Genomic DNA, 23214 nt, shown 5'->3' with positions numbered 1-23214 from the left:
AAATCTATTTCAAAAACTCGATATTCCGCATAAGGCCGGAATACTTGGTACGCTTAACCGCCGAGTTTTTAAATACTTTCCTAAACGTATCTTCGGTGATTTCCTCCCAGTCTTTTTTGGTCAGGGTCAGTAAATCAGGATGCGGGCTAAATAAGGGTTCGCGGTGTGGTTTACTAAAACGGTTCCACGGGCATACGTCCTGGCACACATCGCACCCAAAAGCCCAGTCGTTAAAACTACCCTTCATTTCGTGCGGAATGTTCTCCTTTAGCTCTATGGTAAAATAGCTGATGCATTTGCTGCCGTCTACCACATAAGGCGCTATAATGGCCTCAGTAGGGCAGGCATCCAGACAAGCGGTACAGGAGCCGCAATGATCGGTTGTGGCATGGTCGTATTCCAACTCTATGTCTACAATCAGTTCGGCAATGAAGAAAAACGAACCCGTTTTCTTGCTCAGCAGGTTGCTGTTTTTGCCTATCCACCCCAGGCCGCTTTTGGCTGCCCATGCCTTGTCCAGCACCGGGGCACTGTCTACAAATGCCCTACCCCCTACTTCGCCTATGTTATCGTTAATGGATTGTAATAGTTCTTTCAGCTTTTCTTTTATAACTGAATGATAATCCTGACCGTAAGCGTATTTGGAAATCTTATACGTATCAGCAATCTGCTTTTCGTCAGGGTAGTAATTCAGCAACAGGGAAATCACACTTTTAGCACCATCCACAAGCAGCGTTGGGTCGAGCCGCTTATCAAAGTGGTTTTCCATATACTGCATCTGGCCATGGCGGTTTTCGTTGAGCCATTTTTCCAGACGAGGGGCTTCTTCTTCCAAAAAACCTGCACGAGATATACCACACGACATAAAGCCGAGGCGCTTTGCCTCCTCTCTAATGAATTGGGTATGTTTTGATTTAAGATTTATGACTTAAGATTTAAGATTAAACTACACTCATCCTCTAACTGTTTCTGGCTTTAATAGTTTTTAATGAACTTACAAATATTGCCGTCAATTCATTCCCTTCAATCCAAATTGGTTCCACTTCAGCCTTATTTAGCCATTGTTTATCCATGACTATTTCAAGCCAAAACAACGTTTCATCCGCCTCTTCCGCAACTATGGTAAGTTTAGCAATAAACTCCCTGTCGCTTCTTGCTCTGCAGGCCGCCCGATAATTAGCTCCAACTGATGTGCCACTTCGTACAATTTGATTTGCAACGGCTCTACAAGCGATTGTATTTGGCAACTTTTCTATCAAATCAATTATCATTAAAGAAAACCGTTTTGAACGGAATTTAAGCTCATCTGTAGTCATAACTATAAACGTAATCGAAGTTCAATCTTAAATCTTAAGTCATAAATCTTAAATCCTTAATCAAAAAGTCCTCCCTGTAACCCGGGCTTAACCCTATTCAGGTGTTTATACGCCTTCTCGGTAACCTCTCTACCCCTCGGAGTTCGTATTATAAAACCTTCCTGTATAAGGAACGGTTCGTACACTTCTTCTATGGTTTCGCCATTTTCAGATACGGCGGTAGCCAATGTTGAAAGTCCAACCGGCCCGCCTTTAAACTTATCGATGATGGTAGTAAGGATTTTATTATCCATTTCGTCCAGGCCGTGCGCATCTACATTAAGTGCGCGCAGGGCATAACGGGCTATTTCTATATCAATACGACCGTTACCCTTTATCTGGGCGAAATCACGCACACGACGTAGTAGCGCATTGGCAATACGCGGCGTACCACGGCTACGGCCTGCTATTTCTATAGCGGCTTCCATAGTAATGGGCATTTTAAGGATGGCCGAACTACGCTCTACAATCGTTGTAAGGAGTTCGGTGGTATAGTATTGCAAGCGGCTTTGTATACCAAAACGCGCACGCATAGGCGCTGTAAGCAAACCCGAACGCGTGGTAGCACCAACCAGCGTAAACGGACTAAGCCCTATCTGTACCGAACGGGCATTTGGCCCACTCTCTATCATAATGTCTATCTTGAAATCCTCCATAGCAGAATACAGGTATTCTTCCACTATGGGGCTAAGGCGGTGAATTTCGTCAATGAAAAGTATGTCGCGCTCGTCCAGGTTGGTTAGCAAACCGGCAAGGTCTCCGGGTTTGTCGAGCACCGGCCCCGAAGTAATTTTAATGCCCACACCCAGCTCACTGGCAAGGATGTTTGCAAGGGTAGTTTTACCAAGCCCCGGAGGCCCGTGAAACAGTGTATGGTCCAGTGCTTCCCCACGGAGGTTAGCGGCCTCTACAAACACTTTCAGGTTTTCGAGCACCTGCTCCTGTCCCGTGAAATCGTCAAACGATAACGGGCGCAGTTTTTTCTCCAGGTCGAGTTCCTCGGCATTAAAATTCTTATTGGTAGGATCGAGATTCGCGTTCATAAGGCAAATATAACGCAAATAGCGTTAGCTACATTTGGTAACCTTCCGAAAGAACATCGTACCACTCGGGGTGGTTGTTTATGTAATACGCTACGTACCCGCACAGCGGCACCACAAAAAGGCCGTTGGCACGCGCGTAGCCCAGCACCTGTTTTACCAGCTCGGCAGCCACACCCTGACCGCGCAATGCAGTAGGCACTTCGGTATGGGTAAGGTACAGTTTGTCTTCCTTGATGTGAAATTCAAGCAAGGCAACCTGACCGTCTGCGTCCAGCTCAAACTGGCATTCGGCATCATTTTTTCTAAAGTCGGACAGTATCATAATCTGTGGCTTTGTACAAAGTTCTGAAATATCAATCAATTAAAAAGCCAATACAACGTTAAGCATTTTTCCTTTGGGTAAGATAATACACCGGCACACCTGCAAGCATAATGGCTACACCCCAACCGCAGGTTTCGGGTTTGTCTATAAGCAGTGCAATACAGAAAAACGCAGCCAGGGCAAAATAAATAATTGGCAGCACCGGATACCCGAATGCTTTGTACGGACGTTCGGCATTTGGCATTTTCTTACGCAGTATAAAAATACCGTAGATGGTAAGGATATAGAAAATCACTACAATGATCATTACATAGTCGAGCAGGTCGCCGTACTTACCGGTAAGGCACAGTGCCGATGCCCATATGCATTGCAGCCACAGCCCCCAACCGGGCACACTTGCCTTGTTTAGCGTAGCTGCTTTTTTAAAGAACAGGCCATCGTTTGCCATGGTGTAATACACCCTTGCACCCGCAAGTATAAGTCCGTTATTACAACCAAAGGTGGAAATCATAATCATTACTGCAATAATATAGCTACCGTTTGTACCAAAAATGAACTGCGAAGCTTCTACAGAAACACGTTCAGACGGCGCGAAGGCAATGTTTTGCATGGGCATTACCGAAATGTACATGATGTTTGCCAAGATGTAAATCACCGTAACGATAAGCGTACCGAAGAACAAACTAAGTCCCACATTACGCTGCGGGTTTTTAATCTCCCCAGAAATAAAGGTAACACCATTCCAGGCATCACTGCTAAAAAGTGAACCTACCATACTCGCCGCTATGGCTGAAAGCAGCACGGTTCCGCCGATGTTCATCCATTGCCCTGAATCTTTATTAAATGACTTAGCGCTCCAGGCATCGGCCCAGTTAGCATTCCATATATCCGCCTTGGCAGCAAGGATAAAACCGAAAACCACCAAGCCCAATAGCGAAGCTATTTTTACAATGGTGAAAACGGTTTGTATGTACTTACCGCTTTTTACGCCGCGACTGTTTATAAACGTAAGGATTACTATGGTAACTATAGACACCAGCTGGGCGGCATTCAGCTTAAAGGTACCCGCCTCGTAAAGGATGTTCTGGTCGCCAAGCTCAGGAACGAGGTAAGCGGTAAATTTACCAAACGCCACCCCTACTGCCGCAATAGTACCCGTTTGTATTACAGCAAAAAAACTCCAACCGTACAAAAAAGCTATGAGCTTATTGTAGGCCTCCTTTAGGTACACGTACTGCCCGCCGGCTTTAGGAAACATAGCACTCAGCTCGCCGTAGCTTACCGCCGCAATCATGGTCATAAGCCCCGATAGTAGCCAAATAAGGATAAGCCAACCGGCACTACCCACGTTTTGTACCATACCGGCACTTACAATAAATATACCCGAACCTATCATGGAGCCCACTACAAGCATGGTACCATCGAGTAGGCCGAGTTCGCGTTTAAGGTTTTTGTCTTCTTCCTGCATAAGAGTTTGGTTAAAGTTCTAAAGATAGTATTTTCATTGAAACTTAAACAAAAAAGTAAAGGCTCCCACAAGTGGGAGCCTTTACGCTTATATTCTAAAACTGTTTAAAATCTTAGTGGTGAAGTTGCTCTTCGCCCGGCTTCATTGGCACGGTTTGAGGAACGTAATCTTCGTCATGACCAGGCTTGCTGTAGTCATAAGGCCAACGGTATACCTCAGGTATTTCACCAGGCCAGTTACCATGGATGTGCTCAACCGGAGTAGTCCACTCAAGTGTGTTAGCTTTCCAAGGGTTTTGTGTAGCACGTTTACCTTTGAAGATGCTGTAGAAGAAGTTCCAAAGGAACGCCAACTGGAATGCAGCACCGATAAGAGCAAACATTGTAATGATAACGTTGATATCAGCAAGGTCATCAAACAGAGGGAATGCAGAGTTAGTGTAGTAACGACGAGGAAGACCTGCCATACCTATAAAGTGCATTGGGAAGAACACACCGTAAGCACACACGGCAGTTACCCAGAAGTGGATGTAACCAAGAGTTTTGTTCATCATGCGTCCGAATAGTTTTGGATACCAGTGGTAAATACCGGCAAACATACCATACAGCGCAGAGATACCCATTACAAGGTGGAAGTGAGCTACCACAAAGTAAGTATCGTGAACGTTGATGTCTAGCGTACTGTCACCAAGGATGATACCTGTAAGACCACCTGTGATGAATGTAGATACGAAACCTATAGAGAACAGCATTGCAGGGTTCATTTGCAGGTTACCTTTCCAAAGAGTGGTAATCCAGTTAAACGCCTTAACCGCTGAAGGTATAGCAATAAGAAGTGTTGTAAAAGTAAACACCGAACCAAGGAACGGATTCATACCTGATACGAACATGTGGTGACCCCAAACGATAGTTGAAAGGAATGCAATAGCAAGTATTGAGATGATCATTGCACGGTAACCGAAGATAGGCTTACGGGCATTTGATGTCATAATTTCAGATACAAGACCCATTGCAGGAAGGATTACGATGTAAACTTCCGGGTGACCAAGGAACCAGAAAAGGTGCTCAAACAGTACCGGAGAACCACCCTGGTAGTGTAGTACATCACCAGCAATGTAAATATCAGAAAGGTAGAATGAAGTACCGAAGCTCCTGTCAAATATAAGCAGTAGTGCTGCAGAAAGAAGTACAGGGAATGATACGATACCAATTACAGCAGTAATGAAAAGGGCCCATACAGTAAGTGGAAGCCTTGTCATAGACATACCTTTTGTTCTTAGGTTGATAACGGTTACCACGTAGTTTAGCGATCCCATAAGCGATGAAGCGATGAAGATAGCCATAGATACAAGCCAAAGCGTCATACCCATACCCGAACCAGGGATAGCCTGAGGAAGGGCAGATAGCGGTGGATAGATTGTCCAACCGGCCGATGCTGGTCCTGATTCTACAAAAAGTGAAATAACCATGATAACAGCAGAAAGGAAGAACAACCAGTAAGAAACCATGTTCATAAATCCAGACGCCATATCGCGTGCACCAATTTGCAACGGAATAAGAAGGTTACTAAAAGTACCGCTTAGACCGGCAGTTAGTACAAAGAATACCATGATGGTACCGTGAATGGTAACCAATGCAAGGTAAATATCGTTTCGCATTACGCCATTTGGAGCAAATTTATCTCCAAGAAGAACTTTAAATACAGTGAAAGATTCTTCAGGCCATGCTATTTGCATACGGAATAGTAGGGACATAATGATACCGATGATACCCATAAACACACCTGTAATAAGGTATTGTTTAGCGATCATCTTGTGGTCAAGACTGAAGATGTACTTCGTAATGAAGGTTTCTTTGTGGTGATGACCGTGATCGTGTCCGTGCTCATCATGAGCGTGAATCTCGTGTCCTGCTGCTGACATATTTCTTTATTTTGATATGTTTTGAAACAAAATTAATAATTATTTACCGTGGGCTACTTTAGCAGTATCAGCTTTAGTGGCTGCGCTGTCTGTTTTTACTATAGCAGAATCAGCAGGGGCAGCTGCAACTTCAGTAGCGGCAGGAGCGGCAGCACCTTCTTTTTCTTTTTTAACAGCCTGGCCTATCGTTTCTTTTTCGCTTAGCCATTTGTTAAAGTCAGCTTCATCCTCAACAACAATTTTCATTTGCATGTTAAAGTGTGAAGCACCACAGATTTTATTACAAAGTAACAGGTAATCAAAAGCATAAGGCTCCAGTGCAGGTTTGCCTTCAGCGGCAAGCTCCTGGCTCTTCTTAGTGCGTATCTCGTTAATATGGTCTACTTTTTTCATGATCAGTGGATCCTGACGCATTTCTTCGGTAGTAATAGTAGGTACAAAACCAAACTGGGTAACCATACCAGGCACAACGTTCATCTGAGCCCTGAAGTGAGGCATATAAGCAGAGTGAAGTACATCCTGAGAACGGAACTTGAAGATGATTTGCTTACCTTTTGGAAGGTGAAGCTCACTTGCCTGTATATCGTCCTGAGCATTAGCATCGCTCATGTCTACACCCATACTGTTTACACCGGCTATATACCTTACGTTAGCTTTTCCAAGCTTACCGTCTTTACCGGCATAACGCACTTCCCAGTTAAACTGTTTTGCATAAACTTCTACATATATAGCATCTTCTTTAGCCTCTTCGTCAATAAACATGATGTTAGTCCACGCATATAGTCCGTAAAGGATAAGACCTGCAAGTACTACTACCGGAATAAATGTCCAGATAGCCTCAAGCTTGTTGCTGTCTGAGAAGTATAGGGCAACCTGCCCTTGTTTACCTTTATATTTAAAGGCAAAGTAGTGAAGCAGGAACTGTGTAATGATTTGTACAACAAAGATAAGCACCATAGAGATGTTCATCAGATTGTCATATTGCGGCCCGTGTACAGACGCCGGAGTACCCAGCACCACATGACCCCATTTCCACATAGAGAAAATAGTAAACAGATAGATAAACCCAACAAACGCAAACATCAGGTAACCGTGTATTTTGTTATCTGTGTCGGTAGCTACAACAGAATCCTCTTCAGGCCTGCCTGCACCCACCTGAGTAAGATGGAATATCTTGGTCAGTTGCCAGATAGCAACACCCAATAAAACTACTACAATTAGAATCAATAAACTTGTCATCTGTTTATTTCTTTAAATATTAATAATGGAAATGCTTACTTTCTTCAATAAGCGGGTTACGCTTAGCAAGTAACGGAACTTTAGTAAGGGCTGTAAATACTACAAGGATAAATAATCCAAGGAAGAACAATACAGAACCTACCTCACCGGCACCAATGAACCACTGATCTCCTACTGTAGCAGGCATAATCATGTTGAAGAAGTCAATATAGTGACCGCACAGGATAACAATACCAGCCATAACGATGATCCAAGAAAGACGTTTAAAGTCGGTATTAACAAGGATAAGTACCGGGAAGATGAAGTTCATAACCAGCATACCAAAGAACGGTAGTGTATAGTTATCAATCCTCATTTTAAAGTACACAACCTCTTCCGGTATATCAGCATACCACATTAGCATGAACTGAGAGAACCAAAGGTATGTCCAGAATACGCTGATACCGAACATAAATTTAGCAAGGTCATGGATGTGGCTTGTATTTACATACTCCAGGTAACCTTTAGATTTAAGGTAAAGAGTAATAAGTGCAATAGTAGTAATACCGCTTACAAAGAAACTTGCAAACACATACCAGCCAAATAGTGTGCTGTACCAGTGTGGGTCTACAGACATAATCCAGTCCCATGAAGAGATAGACTCTGTTACTATAAAGAATGCAAGGAACGCTGCAGCAGCTTTAAATGATTTTTTGTAAGGGATGTTATCAGTAGCTTCATCCTGGGCAAGAGACTGCTTGCGAGAGTACTGACGGTAGATAATCCAGCCACCAAGGAATACAACAGCCCTTATAAGGAAGAAAGGACCGTTAAGGTAGCCTGCTTTACCTTGCATAATGTGGTCGTGAGCTACAACAGTTTCATCCATCCAGATGAATAACTTGTGGTAACCAAATACGCCAAGGGCAAGGAATAAAACAAGAATAACAGCACCAGGGATAAGGTAAGAAGTAATACCTTCCATCACCCTGAACAGTACAGGCGACCAACCGGCCTGTGCGGCATTTTGTATTGCGTAGAAAGCAAGTACACCTACAGAAATAAGCAGGAAGAACAGCAGACCAATGTATACTGCAGCCCAAGGCTTATTTTGAAGTTGGTGGAAAACGTGCTCAACGTGCTCTTTGTGTTCAGCATGTGCGTCTGCATGACCTTCGTGGCCTTCATGTGCTACCTCGGCATGAGCTTCATGAGCTTCGTGCGCAGGAGCCGCCTCAGCAGTTTCATGCTCAGCAGGAGCAGCAACAGCAACAGCAGTATCAGTAGCTACAGAATCGTGCTCGGCAACAGCAGTATCATGAGCAACTTCGGCAACAGCCGTAGCAGCTTCCTCATGGTGTGCAGGTGCAGCAGCAGCCTCTTCATGATGCTCAGCCTCATGGCCACCGTGAGCATGCTCAGCAGCGATGATCTTCTCAACCTCCTCTACTGATTTTGGTGCAGTAAAAAAACTGTAACCTATACCAAGGGCGCCTAACACCATCAGTACAAAGGCCAACGTTTTTAATTTACTAGAAAATGTGTACATATTTTATGCTTTCAGTGTTCTACAAATTATTATTCACTCTTAAGTTTCATAACATAACGTGCCACTAACCAACGCTCTTTAGTGTTAAGCTGGTTAGCATGGCTACCCATCATGTTACGTCCGTATGTTTCTACGTGGAAAACGCTTCCTTCGGTAATCTCCCTGTCTTTGTAGTTAGGCACACCCGAAAACTTTTCCCTTTTTGCAAGGTTCCCTTTACCGTCTCCTTTATCACCGTGGCATATAGCACAGTAAACAGTAAACAGCTCTTTTGCTTTATCCTCATCATAGTCAGCAGCAGCTATAGGCGAAACATTTGCCTTAGATGCGTTGTAACCTTCTTCGGTATTAGGCAACTCATACGGAGTGAAACCCCTTGGTATAGAACCTGTGGCAGGAAGCTGACCTTCTTTACCGTTATTAAAAGCTTTAGACTCTGAATACGTTTCATAACCTACAGACTCGTACATATTTGGCATATACTGGTAGTTAGGCTCGTTTTTATTAAAGCATGAGGTAAGCGCTGCAGAGGCAGAAACCACAAATGCTATTTTATATAATGCTTTCATACTTCTTTTCTTAGTGCTTATCAATTACTTTAATTTCAACAGCGCCTGTGCCTTCAAAGAAAGATACTAACGCAGCCTCATCACCGTGAACCGGCACTTCCATAAGGAAATGGTCGTCTGTAGTACGTACATCAGGGTTTTCAGCCTCTTTAAAAGGCCATAGTTTACTCCTCATGTAAAAAGTGATTACCATTAAGTGAGCCGCAAAGAATACAGTCATCTCAAACATTACCGGCACAAATGCAGGCATGTTTTGGTAATATGTAAAACTTGGTTTACCACCAATATCCTGAGGCCAGTCTACAATCATAATATAGTACATCATAGATGTAGCTACAGATAATCCCACTAAACCATATAAGAATGCGCATATAGCTAACCTCGTAGGGGCAAGACCAAGTGCTTTATCTAGTCCGTGCACCGGGAATGGCGTAAATACTTCTTCAATGTGATGATGAGCAGCGCGGGTTTTCTTTACCGCGTCCATTAGGATATCATCGTCATTGTACAATACGTGTAATACTTTATTGCTCATGATTCTTAGTGATGATTATGTTCTGAATGTGAATGATCGTCGTGTGCGTGTTCTGCGTGTAGTTTCTTGTATTTTTCGCTTGAAGTCTTCATGATAGACTTAACCTCTGCCTGTGCAATTACAGGGAAGCTCCTAGAATAAAGAAGGAATAGTACAAAGAAGAAACCGATAGTACCTATATAGAAACCAGCGTCTACAAATGTAGGGCTAAACATAGTCCATGAAGATGGAAGGTAATCCCTGTGAAGTGATGTAACGATGATTACGAAACGCTCAAACCACATACCTATGTTTACTATGATAGAGATAACAAACGAAGCGAAGATACTTGTACGGATTTTTTTAACCCACATTACCTGCGGAGAAATTACGTTACAAGTCATCATTAACCAATATGACCACCAGTAAGGACCCGTAGCCCTGTTAAGGAATGCATATTGTTCATATTCTACACCCGAATACCAGGCAATGAAAAGCTCAGTAATATAAGCACAACCTACAATAGAACCTGTAATCATTACAATAATGTTCATTAGCTCTATGTGTTGTATAGTAATATAAGCTTCCAGGTTAGACACTTTCCTCATGATGATAAGAAGTGTGTTTACCATTGCAAATCCTGAGAAGATAGCACCCGCTACGAAGTACGGAGGAAGGATGGTAGTGTGCCAGCCCGGGATAACCGAGGTAGCAAAGTCAAACGATACAATGGTGTGTACCGAAAGTACCAGTGGCGTAGCCAAACCTGCAAGTACAAGAGAAACCTCTTCAAAACGCTGCCAGTCTTTAGCACGTCCGCTCCATCCGAAGCTTAGTATTGAATAAACTCTTTTTGTGAATGGTGTAATAGCCCTGTCGCGAAGCATTGCGAAGTCAGGCAGAAGGCCTGTCCACCAGAAAACAAGCGATACAGAAAGATAGGTTGAAATCGCAAACACGTCCCAAAGGAGTGGTGAGTTAAAGTTAACCCAAAGCGAACCAAACTGGTTTGGTATAGGCATTACAAAATAAGCAAGCCAAGGACGACCCATGTGGAATACAGGGAACATAGCTGCCTGTACTACCGAGAAGATTGTCATCGCTTCGGCCGACCTGTTGATGGCCATCCTCCACTTTTGGCGGAACAAAAGAAGTACCGCCGAGATAAGCGTTCCGGCGTGACCGATACCTACCCACCATACAAAGTTGGTAATATCCCATGCCCAGCCTACTGTTTTATTTGATCCCCATGTACCAATACCGGTACCTACCGTATAAGCAACACACGCTACACCCCAAAGGAAGGCCGCAAGAGAGATCGAGAAAACGATCCACCATTGCTTATTTGCCCTGCCCTCTACCGGCTTAGCAACGTCCACAGTTACATCGTGATAATTTTTGTCACCTATAATTAAGGGTTTTCTAATGGGTGCTTCGTAATGAGACGACATAATATTTTTATGTTTGTTTCTATTAATATACTTTTAAACTACTATGTGTTCCTTACCTTAACATGATAGAACACATTTGGCTGTGTACCGATGTGGCCAAGAAGGTGGTAAGCCCTGTCGCTTTCTTTAAGCCTTACGATATCGTCTTCAGCGTTGTTAACATCGCCAAATACCATAGCACCGCTACCACAAGCCTCAGAACAAGCCGTTTGGAACTCATTCGTGTTTACCGGCCTTCCTTCACGTTTAGCCTTAAGTATAGTAGCCTGTGTCATCTGCATACACATTGAACATTTTTCCATTACACCACGGCTACGTACGTTAACATCCGGGTTAAGTACCATACGGCCAAGGTCATCATTCATATGATAGTCGAAATCTGTGTTCTTGTTATACAGGAACCAGTTGAAACGACGCACTTTGTAAGGACAGTTGTTAGCACAGTAACGAGTACCCACACAACGGTTGTAAGCCATATGGTTTTGGCCCTGGCGACCGTGTGAAGTAGCAGCTACCGGACATACAGTCTCACATGGAGCGTGGTTACAGTGCTGACACATTACCGGCTGGAATACTACCTGAGGGTTCTCAGACGGATCTTCCATAGCGTTAAATGTATCTATTGAGTTCATTAGGCCGTGAGCAGCCTCTTTCTTCTCAACATCACCTGCAAAAGTAGCCTCAGATGAGTAGTACCTGTCTATACGCAACCAGTGCATATCGCGGCTTCTCCTTATTTCAGACTTACCTACTACAGGCACGTTATTTTCAGCATGACAAGCTATAACACAAGCGCCACAACCTGTACACGCGTTAAGATCTATTGAAAGGTTAAAGTGGTGGCCTGTAGTCCTGTCAAACGACTCCCAAAGGTCTATTGAAGCAGCAGGAACCTCTTTATGGTCATAAGACACCTGTGGCATTTCATTCCACTCAGCAGCATCTTTAACATTAAAGTCAGCAAGAGTAGTTTCTTTAACGATATCTCCCCTACCCATTAGCGTACGCTGAAGCTGTACGCAGGCAAACTCATGCTCACCTTCTGATTTAGCAAGCTCAGCACCTTGCAGAGAGTTTAGGTTATTGTATACTGCATAAGCATTAACACCAACAGCCATCTCCTCTTTAAGACCTGCTTTGCGGCCGTAACCAAGAGCAAGACCCAAAGTACCGTTTGCCTGGCCCGGCTGTATAAGTACCGGAACCTCTATTTTCTTACCTGCAACTGTAAGAGTAGCCACACTACCGTTAAGGCCACCGTTAGCTACGTTCCAGTTTTCAAGTTCAAGTTTAGCAGCATCCGCTTTAGAAACGGTTACATAGTTATCCCATGATGCCCTAGAGATAGGATCCGGGAATTCTTGCAGCCAAGGGTTGTTTGCCATTTGGCCGTCACCCATACCGGTTTTGGTATAAAGCACAAGTTCAAAAGCACCCGCCGGTTTAGCAGCAGCAAGCGTGCTTGCAGCACCTGCAAAGTTAGCAGCACCTGCAGCAACCGTACCCACAACCGGAGTTTCGGCAACACCGTCATGAACCAGTTGGTTCCAGGTTTTACCGGCACCGTAAGCAGGAGCAACAGTTTTTATATAATCGTAGTAAGAAGCAGGGTTACCACTCCAGGCAAGAAGCGCATCCTGGAACTGGCGCGTATTAAACAGCGGACGGATTGTAGGCTGAGTAATAGCATAGCTGCCTTTAGATATTTCTACGTCTCCCCAAGACTCAAGGTAGTGAGGTGCCGGAGCAGCAACCGAAGTTACTTCAGCGGTTTCATCTTCCCTAAGCGTGAAAGAAACAGAAAGTTTTGTCTTTTTAAGACCCTCTGCAAAATCAGCACCGTTTGGTAGTGAATACACAGGGTTTACATTGTTCATGATAAGCACATCTACAGCACCGGCTTTAAGATCGCTTACCAGTTGCGCTACCGCTTTAGCATCACCTTTACGGATGTAACGTGGCGCAGCAGGGTTAAACGCAGCTGACTGAAGTGCATTGTTAATAGCTATTACAAGAAGCTGAGCATTAACATCGTCAAGGCCGGTAAGCACCACACCTTTTGCACCGGCAGCCTTAAGCTGTTGTGCAGCTTTAGCCACTTCGGCAGCAGCAGCTTTATCAAGCGCAGCAGATGCACTACCACCTACTATAGCATTGTAAAGCGCTACAAGAGCATATTTTTGTTGTGTTACTGAGATAGCAACACGCTTATCTGCATTAGCACCAGTAAGTGTCATGTTAGACTCAAACTGAATGTGCTTAGACATTTTACCGTTTTTAGGGATACGGTTAGTTGTATAACCCGATTCGTATCCACCACCTTGCCAGTCGCCTAGGAAATCAGCACCTACTGATACAATTACGTCTGCCTTAGCAAGATCGTATTCAGCAAGAGCCCTTTGGCCGTACACCGCCTGGTAAGCATCAAGTGCTTCAGACGAAGAAACAGCATCATATATAACATGCTTAAATCCGGCATATTTAGCACCAAATTCAGCAACTATTTTATCTGTAGACGGACTTGCTGTAGTACCACTAAGCACTACAACTTTACCTCCGTTTGCAGCTGCAGCAGAAAGAGCAGCTTTAACTTTAGTATCTACTTCAGCCCACGAAGCAGGTTTGCCCGCTATTTGCGGCTGCTTAAGCCTAAGGCTGTCGTATAGAGAAAGTACCGAAGCATAAACCCTTGCATTAGGACCTATCTTAGAACCTGCAAGTGTATTTTTTACCACACCGATAGGACGACCTTCGCGGGTTTTAATAAGTACGTTAGCAAAATCAAAACCGTCAGCTATAGTAGTAGCATAGTAATCTGCAACACCAGGAATGATTTCCTCTGGTTGCACTACGTAAGGGATTGATTTAACAACCGGACCTTCACACGCTGCAAGCGTAGCAGCTGCAGTTGTAAAGCCCACATATTTCAAAAAGTCACGACGGCTTGTAGATGAATTTGACAAAGTCTCCTTGTCGCCAAGAAACTCATCCGTAGGAATTTCTTCAACAAACTCGTTGTTTCTTAGCGCCTCAACAATAGAGCCTTCTTTCAGCTCCTCAACACTTTGCCAGTATTTTTTGTTTGATGCCATGTTGTATATAGATATTTGCTTCTTAGTAAAATTGATTAATAGTGACATTTACCACACTCAGTACCACCCATATTGGCAGCAGTAAGCTTCTGAACGCCGTATTTCTTAGCAAGTTCATCGTGGATTTTTTCATAGTACTCATTGCCTTCTACCTTAACCTCTGTTTCGCGGTGGCAGTTAACACACCAACCCATGGTTAGCGGAGCATGCTGTTTCATCACTTCAAATGTTTCAACCGGTCCGTGACACTTCTGACACTCAACACCAGCAACAGAAACGTGCTGAGAGTGGTTGAAGTACACAAAGTCTGGAAGGTTATGTATCCTTACCCATTTCACCGGCTTTTGTTTACCTGTGTATTTCTGAGCAGATTTATCCCAACCTACAGCATCGTATATCTTTTGAATTTCAGCAGTATAGAATTCTTTAGAACGATCGTAGATAGAATCTTTATCGCCTGCGAATTCAGAAATGTTTTTGTGACAGTTCATACACACGTTAAGTGATGGTATACCCGAAGTTTTACTTACCCTTGCAGAAGAGTGACAGTACTTACAGTCGATACCGTTATCACCGGCGTGTATTTTATGAGAGAAGTGGATAGGCTGTACCGGCTGGTAACCCTGATCTACACCCACCTGCATTAACCATCCATAAAGGAAGTAAGACGAAGAAAGAATAAGAAGGATTACAGTAACCAATACAAGGAACTGATTTTTAACGTAAGCCTGCCATACAGATACCGAAGCCTCTTTTTCTACAGCAATACCGTTAGCAGCAGCCACTTTCTTAAGCGTCTTGTTTACCAGCAAAAGCATGATGATAAGCACCGCAAGCACAAGGATAAGCGCACCCAGGATAACCACCTGAGAAGCACCACCTTCAGCACCACCACCTTGAGCAGCAGCAGCACCCGCTGGAACAGCAACTTCTTCTTTTGGCTGCGACGTAAACGCCATTATGTTATCAATGTCTGCCTCGCTAAGTTGCGGGAAAGCAGTCATCACTTTCTTATCATTGTCAGCAAAAAGCTTAACCGCCTCAGCATCACCTGATTTGATTAGATCGCTACTGTTGTGAACCCATTTATAGATCCACGCCCTATCGTGCTTATCAGCAACACCCCTTAAGGCAGGACCTGTAGAGGCAGCGTCAAGTTTATGACAGGCGGCACAATTCGCGTTGAACAACTCTTTACCTTTTGCAGGATCACCGGCGCCGGCAGCAGGAGCCGCAGCAGCTTCAGCCGGGGCAGCAGCAGGAGCCGCAGCCGCATCTTGGGCAAATGTAGAAAGAGAAAAAGTTAGCGAGAACGCCAGGAAGAACATTAAAATTCTTGAAATCGGAGAATGGTTACCCACTTTTTTCATATTAGTAATGATTATCGACAAGTTTGGTACGATTTTTACAATGTATAATTGCTATAAACTATACTTTTTTCAAAAACTCCCACAAAAATACGACTTATGTCATATTCTCAAACCCTAAACAAAGGTTATTGGGCAATTTATAATTATTCTAAATAACCTTTAAGAAACCCTTTAGAAATAATAATTGTACATTTGCCATAAAGATAGTTCATTATGAGATTTTTAACATATAAATATGTTTTTTCCGCGCTGATTTTATCAGGATTCTTCAGCACAAAAGCTAATGCACAAAATAGCGTATCGGTACAACAGGATAGCCGCTTTGAGGAATTACTGAACGAAAAACGCAAAATCAATGCTTCAATAACGGTTAATGACCGTTACAAGATCCAGATTTTTTACGGAACAAGCGATAAAGCCCGCAAAGCACTACAGGATTTTAAACGCGAATTTAAAACCACAGACGGCACTATAGTGTTTGAAAGCCCTAACTACAAAGTATGGGTAGGAAGCTACAAATCTAAAATTGAAGCCGAAAAAAGCCTTGTCGACTTTCGTAAAAAGTACCCTACCGCACTAATAATAAAGCCTAATAAATAATCTTTTTTTCGGCTTAACAGATAAAAGAAAAGGCTGCCCGCAGGCAGCCTTTTACTGTATATAAGCGAAATGAATTACTGGAAATCAGCCGGTGTAACACCTTCGTTTATTTTAACTTCACCCACAGTAAGGTCAAGATCAAAACCAACGTTCATAAGCACTTTAAACGGAACCTTAATTCCTTTTACGTCTTTGTAATCAGAGTAATACGTAGTTTGAGTCCTTTTCTCAGCACCTTCGCCTTCTACATGGATCTCTGCTACTTTATAACCTGTTTTTACATCATAAAGATAGCTGGTTTCGCCTTTCTTAACAACGTAAGCATCGGCACCGTTTACCTGCTCTATAGAGGTAAGCTTCACATCTTTATTAGTAAGGAACCCAAGCTCTTCAAACGGCACAGCACTTGCCTGCATGTCTTTTAGCTCATCTCCTGTTATATCCATTTTCTGGCCTTGCTGAGACATATAGCCCGACTTGTCGTTTACTACCTGCTTCATCATGCTCATGCCCATAACTTTCATTTCTACAAACTGCTTATGGTCTGCACTTACTTTAGTAGTAAGCTCAAGGGCAGTACCCTGCACAGAAGCAGTAGCTTTAGTAGAAAGCGTTTTAACAGCCTTAAGAGCCTTTTCGCCACCTACAGCCTTAATGTAACCATCAAGTACAGTTTTAGCAGTTACACCGGCAGGAATAGGCTTGCTAAGCACCGGCTTTTCTGCCTTTTTACCCCACTTATCAAAGTACTGGATAGGAATACCGCGTTTTTCAAGACCCGGAAGCACATCAGCAGCTTTACCTACAATGATAATACGAGCCCTGTCTGCAGAGAAATACTTCTGGGCAGCAGCACGGATATCCTCAGCAGTAACAGCCTCTATGTTCTTAATGTAGTTTTTGTAGAAATCTTCAGGAAGACCTTGTGTTTGTGTAAGTAGCGCATAGCGTGCTACAGTACCCGGTTTTTCAACCTGCATTACAAAGCTGCCTATGTATTTTGCCTTAGCTACAGAAAGTTCTTCAGGAGTAACAAGATCAGTCCTTATTTTCTTAATCTCGTTCATAAGCTCTACAACAGAACTATCTGTAACAACGTTACGCACAGAAGTAGAAGCATCAAAGTTACCTACATATTTGTTACCACTTACAGATGAGTAAGCACCATACGTCCAGCCGTGAGCCTCACGAAGGTTAAGGAACAACCTGCCTTCGCCACCGCCACCAAGGATTTGGTTAGCAAGTAGTGTTGCAAAATACTCCTTATCGGTCATTTTAAGATTAGTAACATTTGCCACAGCAATTTCGCTCTGTACTGCATTTGGCATATCTACAAAGTTAACCTGTGTAAACTGCACATCAGTAGGGTCGCTGTAGCTTACGCTCGGAGCTTTATCGCCCACCCATGAACCAAACAGTTTAGTAACCTGTTTTTTCACGTTTTTAAACTTCACATCACCTACTACTACAAGGTAAGCATTACCCGGCACAAAGTAAGTAGCGTAGTTTTCTTTTACATCTTCAAGAGTAACACTGTTAAGAGAAGCCTCTGTAACATACTCTCCGCTTGGATGCGATATACCGTAAATAAGCGCACCCTGCACACGGCCGGCAACCGCCTTAACGTTTTTCTCTTCACTCTTAAGACCTTCAATGGCTTTAGTCCTTTGCTTATCAAATTCTTCCTGAGTAAACAGTGGGTTTAGCGCACCGTCTGCCATAAGTTCCAGGATACGGTCGTTGTATTTAGAAAGACCGCTTGCAGAAGCACCGCTTGCCCAGAAGTTGATGTTTGCACCCAGGTAGTCAATTTCTTCGTTAAACTTGTCTTTGCTTATAGTTTTTGTACCCTCACCTATTACAGCACTTAGCATATCGCTAACACCTTTCTTAGCACCTTCGGCATAAGGAGCGTTGTCTATAGTAAGTGAGTAAGAAACCCTTGGTAGCTTGTGGTTTTCCACAACAAGCACCTTAAGTCCGTTCTTTAGGGTAAATGTTTGGGGCTGACCTACGTTTACCGTAGGAGTCGGGCCTGCTTTAGGCATAGGCACCTGTTGTGCCTGAAGCGCCGAAACCGAAAAAACAAGTCCGGCTAACAGGTATATAACTTTTTTCATGATGTCTTATATATAATATAGGTATGCTTAGTTTTGTGCTTTATCTTTAGCAGGAACATAGTTAAGGATAAGGCGCTGGTTAGGGTTAAGGTATTTCTTAGCCACTTCCCTTATTTCCTCACGTGTAATTTTGCGGTAGATTTCTATCTCAGTATTAATAAGGTTAGCATCACCGTACAGCAGGTAGAATGTAGCAAGGTTGCTGGCCACACCTTCAGCACTTGTATTGCTGTTTACATACTGGTTATCAAACTCATTCTGAAGTTTTTGGTATTCTTTTTCAGAAATAAGCTCGGTTTGCACCCTTTTTATCTCAGCATCTACATCAGCAATAATTTCTTCGCTGGTGTGTGGCGCCTGAGGTATACCATATATAATGTATGAACCGTAGTCTTCCTGGCTGTAGTTAAACGCAGCTACCTGCAGGGCTTTTTTATCCTGGTCTACAATCTTCTTGTACATCCTAGAACTTTTACCACCGCTAAGTACAGAGCTAAGCATATCCAGTGCACGGGCTTCGCGGGTTGTCATATCCGGGGTACGGTATGCAGCCACAACCATTGGCAACTGAATGTTCGGGTCTTCAAATGTAGCATTGATGGTTTCAGTGATAGGAGCCTCCTGTGCTTTTGTACGACTAATAGGAGTACCCTTAGGTATGTGGGCAAAATATTTGTTTATCCACTCTTTTACCTGTGCTTTATCAAAGTCACCGGCCACTACAAGCACCGCATTGTTCGGGATGTAGAATTTTTTAAAGAAATCCTGGAACTCGCTCAGCTTTGCAGCATCAAGGTGCTCCATAGAACCGATGGTTGTCCAGCGGTACGGATGTACTTTAAACAGGTTCTTTTTTACCTGCGGAATAAGTTGTCCGTAAGGGCTGTTGTCATAACGAAGGCGTTTTTCTTCTTTTACCACCTCGTTTTGTGTATCAACACCAATCTGGTTGATTACCGGGTGCCACATACGCTCAGATTCCATCCAAAGGCCAAGCTCGGTATTGTTTGAAGGGAACACTTCGTAGTAATAAGTACGGTCTTCGGTAGTGTTAGCATTGTTGTTACCGCCATTAGCAGTTACAATCTTAAACCACTCCCCCCTTTTAATGTTTTCAGTTCCTTCAAAAAGAAGGTGCTCAAAAAAGTGGGCAAAACCGGTCCTTTCCGGGTTCTCGTCTTTAGCACCCACGTGGTACATTACCGAAGTAACCACCACCGGCGCACTCTTGTCTTGCTGCAGTATTACGTGCAGCCCGTTGTCCAGGTTATACTCTTCAAACTCCACTTTCTGTGCATAAGCAGAAGCGCCAAGCAACAAAAGCGAACCTAAAGCCATTACGGATTTTTTCATAAAAAACGTTGATTATTAATTCAGGTTTATAGGTATGCAAGTTCGGCAAAATGTTACAGAAAACTAAATTTTTTTATCCTTTTACGTTAAGCAACAGAAGATTTACGATAAAACCGTATTTTTTTCAGCCTGTGGTTGACTGATAAATAATAAGTTGTATATTTGCACCCTTGAAAATTATTATTTAAACCATATTGTTATGTACGCAATCGTAGAGATAGCAGGGCAGCAATTTAAAGTTAGCAAAGACCAGAAGGTGTTCGTACACCGTCTTGAAGGCAACGAAGGCGACGCGGTTAAATTCGCAAAAGTTCTTCTTCTTTCAGACGGCACAAACGTTACCATCGGCGCCCCGGCTATAGAAGGTGCTTCAGTAGAAGCCAAAGTGCTTCAGCACGTTAAAGGAGACAAAGTTATTGTTTTCAAAAAGAAAAGAAGGAAAGGTTACAAAGTAAAGAATGGTCACCGCCAGTCTCTTACTCAGATAGAAATCACTGCTATCGTTAAGTAATCTTAAATTTTTAAAAACAAACACTGCTGAAAGCGCAGGATTAATTACTAACAATTTTAAACCCAAAACATCATGGCTCACAAGAAAGGTGTCGGTAGTTCTAAGAACGGTAGGGAATCAGAATCGAAACGTCTAGGCGTTAAGATTTTTGGCGGTCAGGCTGCCATTGCCGGTAATATCATTATCAGGCAGAGAGGTTCTAAGCACAACCCTGGTGAAAACGTATACATGGGCAAAGACCACACGCTACACGCGAAAGTGGACGGTGTTGTTAAATTCCAAAAGAAGAAAGACAACAAATCTTATGTATCGATAGTTCCATTTGAAGCTTAAGACTTACATGTAGTTGCATTGGTTAAATGCAACCCCTATATAAAAAAGGCGATAAGAATTTCTTATCGCTTTTTTTATTTCACCCGTTTTACAAACAATAACTCTAACACCAACACGTTATTACAACCGTAAAACCAACACAAACCATGCGTTACTTATTTTTATTCCTTTTTACAATATCATCAATAAAACTACACAGCCAGGAAAACTTTAAAGACACCATCTCTTTACAGGAAGTAAAAATCAGCAACAAAAAGCCCAAGGTTGTTACCGTAAAACAAGGAAAGGGAAAGCAAGAAACCGGAAACGGTTTTTTTAAGACAGCGCTACAACAGGCATATCTTATAGAAGGACTACCTTATGGCACACTACAAAACATAACACTACACTTTATGTGGATGAGCATGACAACCAAAACAGGCATGCTACCAACCTCAAAAGTAGAAAGCACCACTTATGAAGTTACCCTGCATGAAGTTACAGACAACAAAATAGGAAAAGCAATAAACAACACACCCCTACTTGTAAAATTACCCGCCGGCAGAAAGTCGGAGCCATCAGCAACAGTAGACCTAAGCACACTACAACTAACCACTAACAGACTCTTTATAATACTAAAACGCGTCTCCGATTTACCCTGCGCCGAGTGCAACTTCTACATTCTTATGGGCTATCACTCCGAAAAACAGCTACACTATCAGGGAGATTTACAAAACATAACCATACAAAACAAAACTACATTAGCACCAAATCCGGATTATTACACCGGTTTACTCTGCGAAATAAAAACCCTTACACAAGAGTATTAATTTAAGCCACCCCTAAGTTTGTTTTTGCTAATTTTAGTAACGCAAACACAGGAGTCATGAAAGCGCTTCGCATACTATTATTACTATTTCCGTTTTTAGCTCTTGCCCAAAACACGGTAAGCAACTACAAAACGTTTTTTGGCAGTGGTATTTATAAAGGAGAAACTGTAATTATCACCCGCAGCTTTACATACAACAACACCCCCAGCTTCCTCTATACCGACCTGAAAACCCTAAACACCGGTATAATTTCGGCAAAAGAGATTAAAATCACCCCTACCCCGCTTACGCAACTAAAAGCGCAGTTTATAGACACACCTTATACAAAAGCACTGGCCACAGCCGAAAACCAGTCGTTTTCCCTACAGGATGCCGGGCTTATACACGGTTACCCTAAAGAGCACGGCATTACCCTCACCATAGACCTGTGCCCGTCGCACAAAAAGCTGGATAGGGTAATTTTCACCACACTCATAGAAGAGTTTAGCAAAACATTACAACCTGTACCCATAGCGCTCTCTATAACCGGGCGTTTTATGCTTACCCACACCGACGACATCCTTTGGCTGAAGGATTTGGAAAAACAGGGCAAAATAAAAATTACCTGGATTAACCACACCTATAACCACCATTACGACCCAAAGGCTCCACTTACCGAAAACTTTATCCTGAAACCCGGCACAGACATCAGCTTTGAAATACTGGGCATAGAAATCGCCCTGTTGCAGCACGGACTTACACCATCTGTATTCTTTAGGTTTCCGGGACTGGTATCTGATAACAAAGCCGTAACCACGGTTACAGATTTCGGACTAATACCCATAGGCAGCGATGCATGGCTGGCAAAAGGGCAACAGGCAACAAACGGAACCATAGTACTCATTCACGGAAACGGAAATGAACCCGTAGGCGTAAAGGATTTTATAACCCTGCTGCATACCGAAAAAGAAAAAGCCATGGCGAACCAATGGCTTTTATATGATTTACGCGAAACCGTAGAAGACGAGTTTAAGGAATAGACCACTTACCCTGCTTTTGTTTCGGGTAATCCGAACGTGGTACATCGAGAGACACCACTACATAACGAAACGTTTTTCCGGCAGCCGCAGCGGTTTCTTTATAATATTTCATATCGCTTTTTAGCATCCTCCCAAAGTTAGAATGCCCGGTGAGTACCACGGTAGGCTCCGCCTCAGAAAACACCAGCTGCTCTCCTTTTATATTGCGCAGTACTTTACCCTTAAAAGGATTTGCCACCGTAGCAGCCTTTGGGTCATACGCGGCCATATACACCGCCGAAACCCCGATACAGCTCGTAGAGGTATCTCTACCCTCATCTACCATTTTATCGTTACCCAATGCAATGCCGTAATATGGAGGTGTTGCCATACGCACCGTATCAGAAAGTACGGTTAAGTAATCGTTCGTACTCTCAAAAAAGTAAAGATCATCAGGGTTCAGGTCGTTTTTCTTTTCATAAAACGTCGCCACTTCTTCACGGGTATCAAAAGTCAGGTTACGGTTTGCACCATACACAATTCGCGGCCCCAGCGCACAAGACGTCGCTGCCGCAGCCAGCGCAATAAGCAAAAGTTTTTTCATTGTAATAATTGACA

General features: G+C 43.2%; 21 protein-coding genes. 5 read left to right on the top strand and 16 right to left on the bottom strand.

The window, feature by feature from the left end; all coding sequences use genetic code 11:
* Nucleotides 1-4: 4 nt before the first annotated feature.
* The 13 genes from queG to ACLI1A_RS00945 all read right to left on the bottom strand — a co-directional run bounded on the left by queG (nucleotide 5) and on the right by ACLI1A_RS00945 (nucleotide 15872).
* Nucleotides 5-925: a tRNA epoxyqueuosine(34) reductase QueG gene (gene queG / locus ACLI1A_RS01005; protein WP_411405638.1), complete on the bottom strand. Its 921-nt coding sequence runs from the start codon at nucleotides 923-925 to the stop codon at nucleotides 5-7.
* Nucleotides 926-959: 34 nt separating this feature from the next.
* A complete protein-coding gene (locus tag ACLI1A_RS01000) occupies nucleotides 960-1316 on the bottom strand; it encodes a four helix bundle protein (protein WP_411405152.1) in 357 nt (118 codons plus the stop codon).
* A gap of 56 nt (nucleotides 1317-1372) precedes the next feature.
* On the bottom strand, nucleotides 1373-2398 hold the full coding sequence (gene ruvB / locus ACLI1A_RS00995; protein ID WP_411405150.1) for a Holliday junction branch migration DNA helicase RuvB: 1026 nt from the start codon (nucleotides 2396-2398) through the stop codon (nucleotides 1373-1375).
* A 28-nt stretch (nucleotides 2399-2426) separates the two neighbouring features.
* The gene (locus tag ACLI1A_RS00990) at nucleotides 2427-2720 is read right to left on the bottom strand and encodes a GNAT family N-acetyltransferase (protein WP_411405148.1); all 294 of its coding nucleotides are present in this window, start codon (nucleotides 2718-2720) and stop codon (nucleotides 2427-2429) included.
* Between the two features lie 58 nt (nucleotides 2721-2778).
* On the bottom strand, nucleotides 2779-4188 hold the full coding sequence (locus tag ACLI1A_RS00985) for an APC family permease (protein WP_411405146.1): 1410 nt from the start codon (nucleotides 4186-4188) through the stop codon (nucleotides 2779-2781).
* Nucleotides 4189-4300: 112 nt separating this feature from the next.
* Nucleotides 4301-6109 carry a cbb3-type cytochrome c oxidase subunit I gene (locus ACLI1A_RS00980; RefSeq protein ID WP_411405144.1) on the bottom strand — a complete coding sequence of 603 codons (1809 nt, stop codon included), beginning with the start codon at nucleotides 6107-6109 and terminating at the stop codon, nucleotides 4301-4303.
* A gap of 39 nt (nucleotides 6110-6148) precedes the next feature.
* On the bottom strand, nucleotides 6149-7348 hold the full coding sequence (locus ACLI1A_RS00975; protein WP_411405142.1) for a cytochrome c oxidase subunit II: 1200 nt from the start codon (nucleotides 7346-7348) through the stop codon (nucleotides 6149-6151).
* 19 nt (nucleotides 7349-7367) lie between these two features.
* Nucleotides 7368-8876: a quinol:cytochrome C oxidoreductase gene (locus ACLI1A_RS00970; protein ID WP_411405140.1), complete on the bottom strand. Its 1509-nt coding sequence runs from the start codon at nucleotides 8874-8876 to the stop codon at nucleotides 7368-7370.
* A 29-nt stretch (nucleotides 8877-8905) separates the two neighbouring features.
* A complete protein-coding gene (locus ACLI1A_RS00965; protein WP_411405138.1) occupies nucleotides 8906-9445 on the bottom strand; it encodes a c-type cytochrome in 540 nt (179 codons plus the stop codon).
* Nucleotides 9446-9455: 10 nt separating this feature from the next.
* A complete protein-coding gene (locus ACLI1A_RS00960; protein ID WP_411405136.1) occupies nucleotides 9456-9980 on the bottom strand; it encodes a DUF3341 domain-containing protein in 525 nt (174 codons plus the stop codon).
* 5 nt (nucleotides 9981-9985) lie between these two features.
* Nucleotides 9986-11410: an NrfD/PsrC family molybdoenzyme membrane anchor subunit gene (gene nrfD, locus ACLI1A_RS00955; protein ID WP_411405134.1), complete on the bottom strand. Its 1425-nt coding sequence runs from the start codon at nucleotides 11408-11410 to the stop codon at nucleotides 9986-9988.
* 41 nt (nucleotides 11411-11451) lie between these two features.
* Nucleotides 11452-14502 carry a TAT-variant-translocated molybdopterin oxidoreductase gene (locus ACLI1A_RS00950; RefSeq protein ID WP_411405132.1) on the bottom strand — a complete coding sequence of 1017 codons (3051 nt, stop codon included), beginning with the start codon at nucleotides 14500-14502 and terminating at the stop codon, nucleotides 11452-11454.
* A 35-nt stretch (nucleotides 14503-14537) separates the two neighbouring features.
* The gene (locus tag ACLI1A_RS00945; protein WP_411405130.1) at nucleotides 14538-15872 is read right to left on the bottom strand and encodes a c-type cytochrome; all 1335 of its coding nucleotides are present in this window, start codon (nucleotides 15870-15872) and stop codon (nucleotides 14538-14540) included.
* A 213-nt stretch (nucleotides 15873-16085) separates the two neighbouring features.
* On the opposite strand from ACLI1A_RS00945, the gene ACLI1A_RS00940 reads away from it, so the two are divergent.
* The gene (locus ACLI1A_RS00940) at nucleotides 16086-16472 is read left to right on the top strand and encodes an SPOR domain-containing protein (RefSeq protein ID WP_411405128.1); all 387 of its coding nucleotides are present in this window, start codon (nucleotides 16086-16088) and stop codon (nucleotides 16470-16472) included.
* Between the two features lie 74 nt (nucleotides 16473-16546).
* On the opposite strand, the gene ACLI1A_RS00935 is transcribed toward ACLI1A_RS00940, so the two are convergent.
* Nucleotides 16547-18592 carry a M16 family metallopeptidase gene (locus ACLI1A_RS00935; protein WP_411405126.1) on the bottom strand — a complete coding sequence of 682 codons (2046 nt, stop codon included), beginning with the start codon at nucleotides 18590-18592 and terminating at the stop codon, nucleotides 16547-16549.
* Between the two features lie 27 nt (nucleotides 18593-18619).
* The gene (locus ACLI1A_RS00930) at nucleotides 18620-19945 is read right to left on the bottom strand and encodes a M16 family metallopeptidase (RefSeq protein WP_411405124.1); all 1326 of its coding nucleotides are present in this window, start codon (nucleotides 19943-19945) and stop codon (nucleotides 18620-18622) included.
* 199 nt (nucleotides 19946-20144) lie between these two features.
* Between ACLI1A_RS00930 and rplU the strand changes: the two genes are divergently transcribed.
* The 4 genes from rplU (at nucleotide 20145) to ACLI1A_RS00910 (ending at nucleotide 22617) form a co-directional block, all read left to right on the top strand.
* On the top strand, nucleotides 20145-20456 hold the full coding sequence (gene rplU / locus ACLI1A_RS00925; protein WP_411405122.1) for a 50S ribosomal protein L21: 312 nt from the start codon (nucleotides 20145-20147) through the stop codon (nucleotides 20454-20456).
* A gap of 72 nt (nucleotides 20457-20528) precedes the next feature.
* Nucleotides 20529-20789 (top strand): 50S ribosomal protein L27, encoded by a 261-nt coding sequence (rpmA, locus tag ACLI1A_RS00920; RefSeq protein ID WP_411405120.1) that lies wholly within the window; start codon nucleotides 20529-20531, stop codon nucleotides 20787-20789.
* 146 nt (nucleotides 20790-20935) lie between these two features.
* A complete protein-coding gene (locus tag ACLI1A_RS00915; protein ID WP_411405118.1) occupies nucleotides 20936-21598 on the top strand; it encodes a hypothetical protein in 663 nt (220 codons plus the stop codon).
* Nucleotides 21599-21654: 56 nt separating this feature from the next.
* Nucleotides 21655-22617, top strand: a complete 963-nt coding sequence (locus ACLI1A_RS00910) for a polysaccharide deacetylase family protein (protein ID WP_411405116.1) — start codon at nucleotides 21655-21657, stop codon at nucleotides 22615-22617.
* Here ACLI1A_RS00910 and ACLI1A_RS00905 read toward each other — a convergent pair.
* On the bottom strand, nucleotides 22607-23200 hold the full coding sequence (locus tag ACLI1A_RS00905) for a hypothetical protein (protein ID WP_411405114.1): 594 nt from the start codon (nucleotides 23198-23200) through the stop codon (nucleotides 22607-22609). The genes ACLI1A_RS00910 and ACLI1A_RS00905 overlap by 11 nt on opposite strands.
* Nucleotides 23201-23214 lie beyond the last annotated feature (14 nt).

It is taken from the genome of Flavobacterium sp. RHBU_3 (assembly GCF_046613565.1).
Lineage (GTDB): Bacteria > Bacteroidota > Bacteroidia > Flavobacteriales > Flavobacteriaceae > Flavobacterium.
This window is presented reverse-complemented; position numbering and strand designations above follow the sequence as displayed.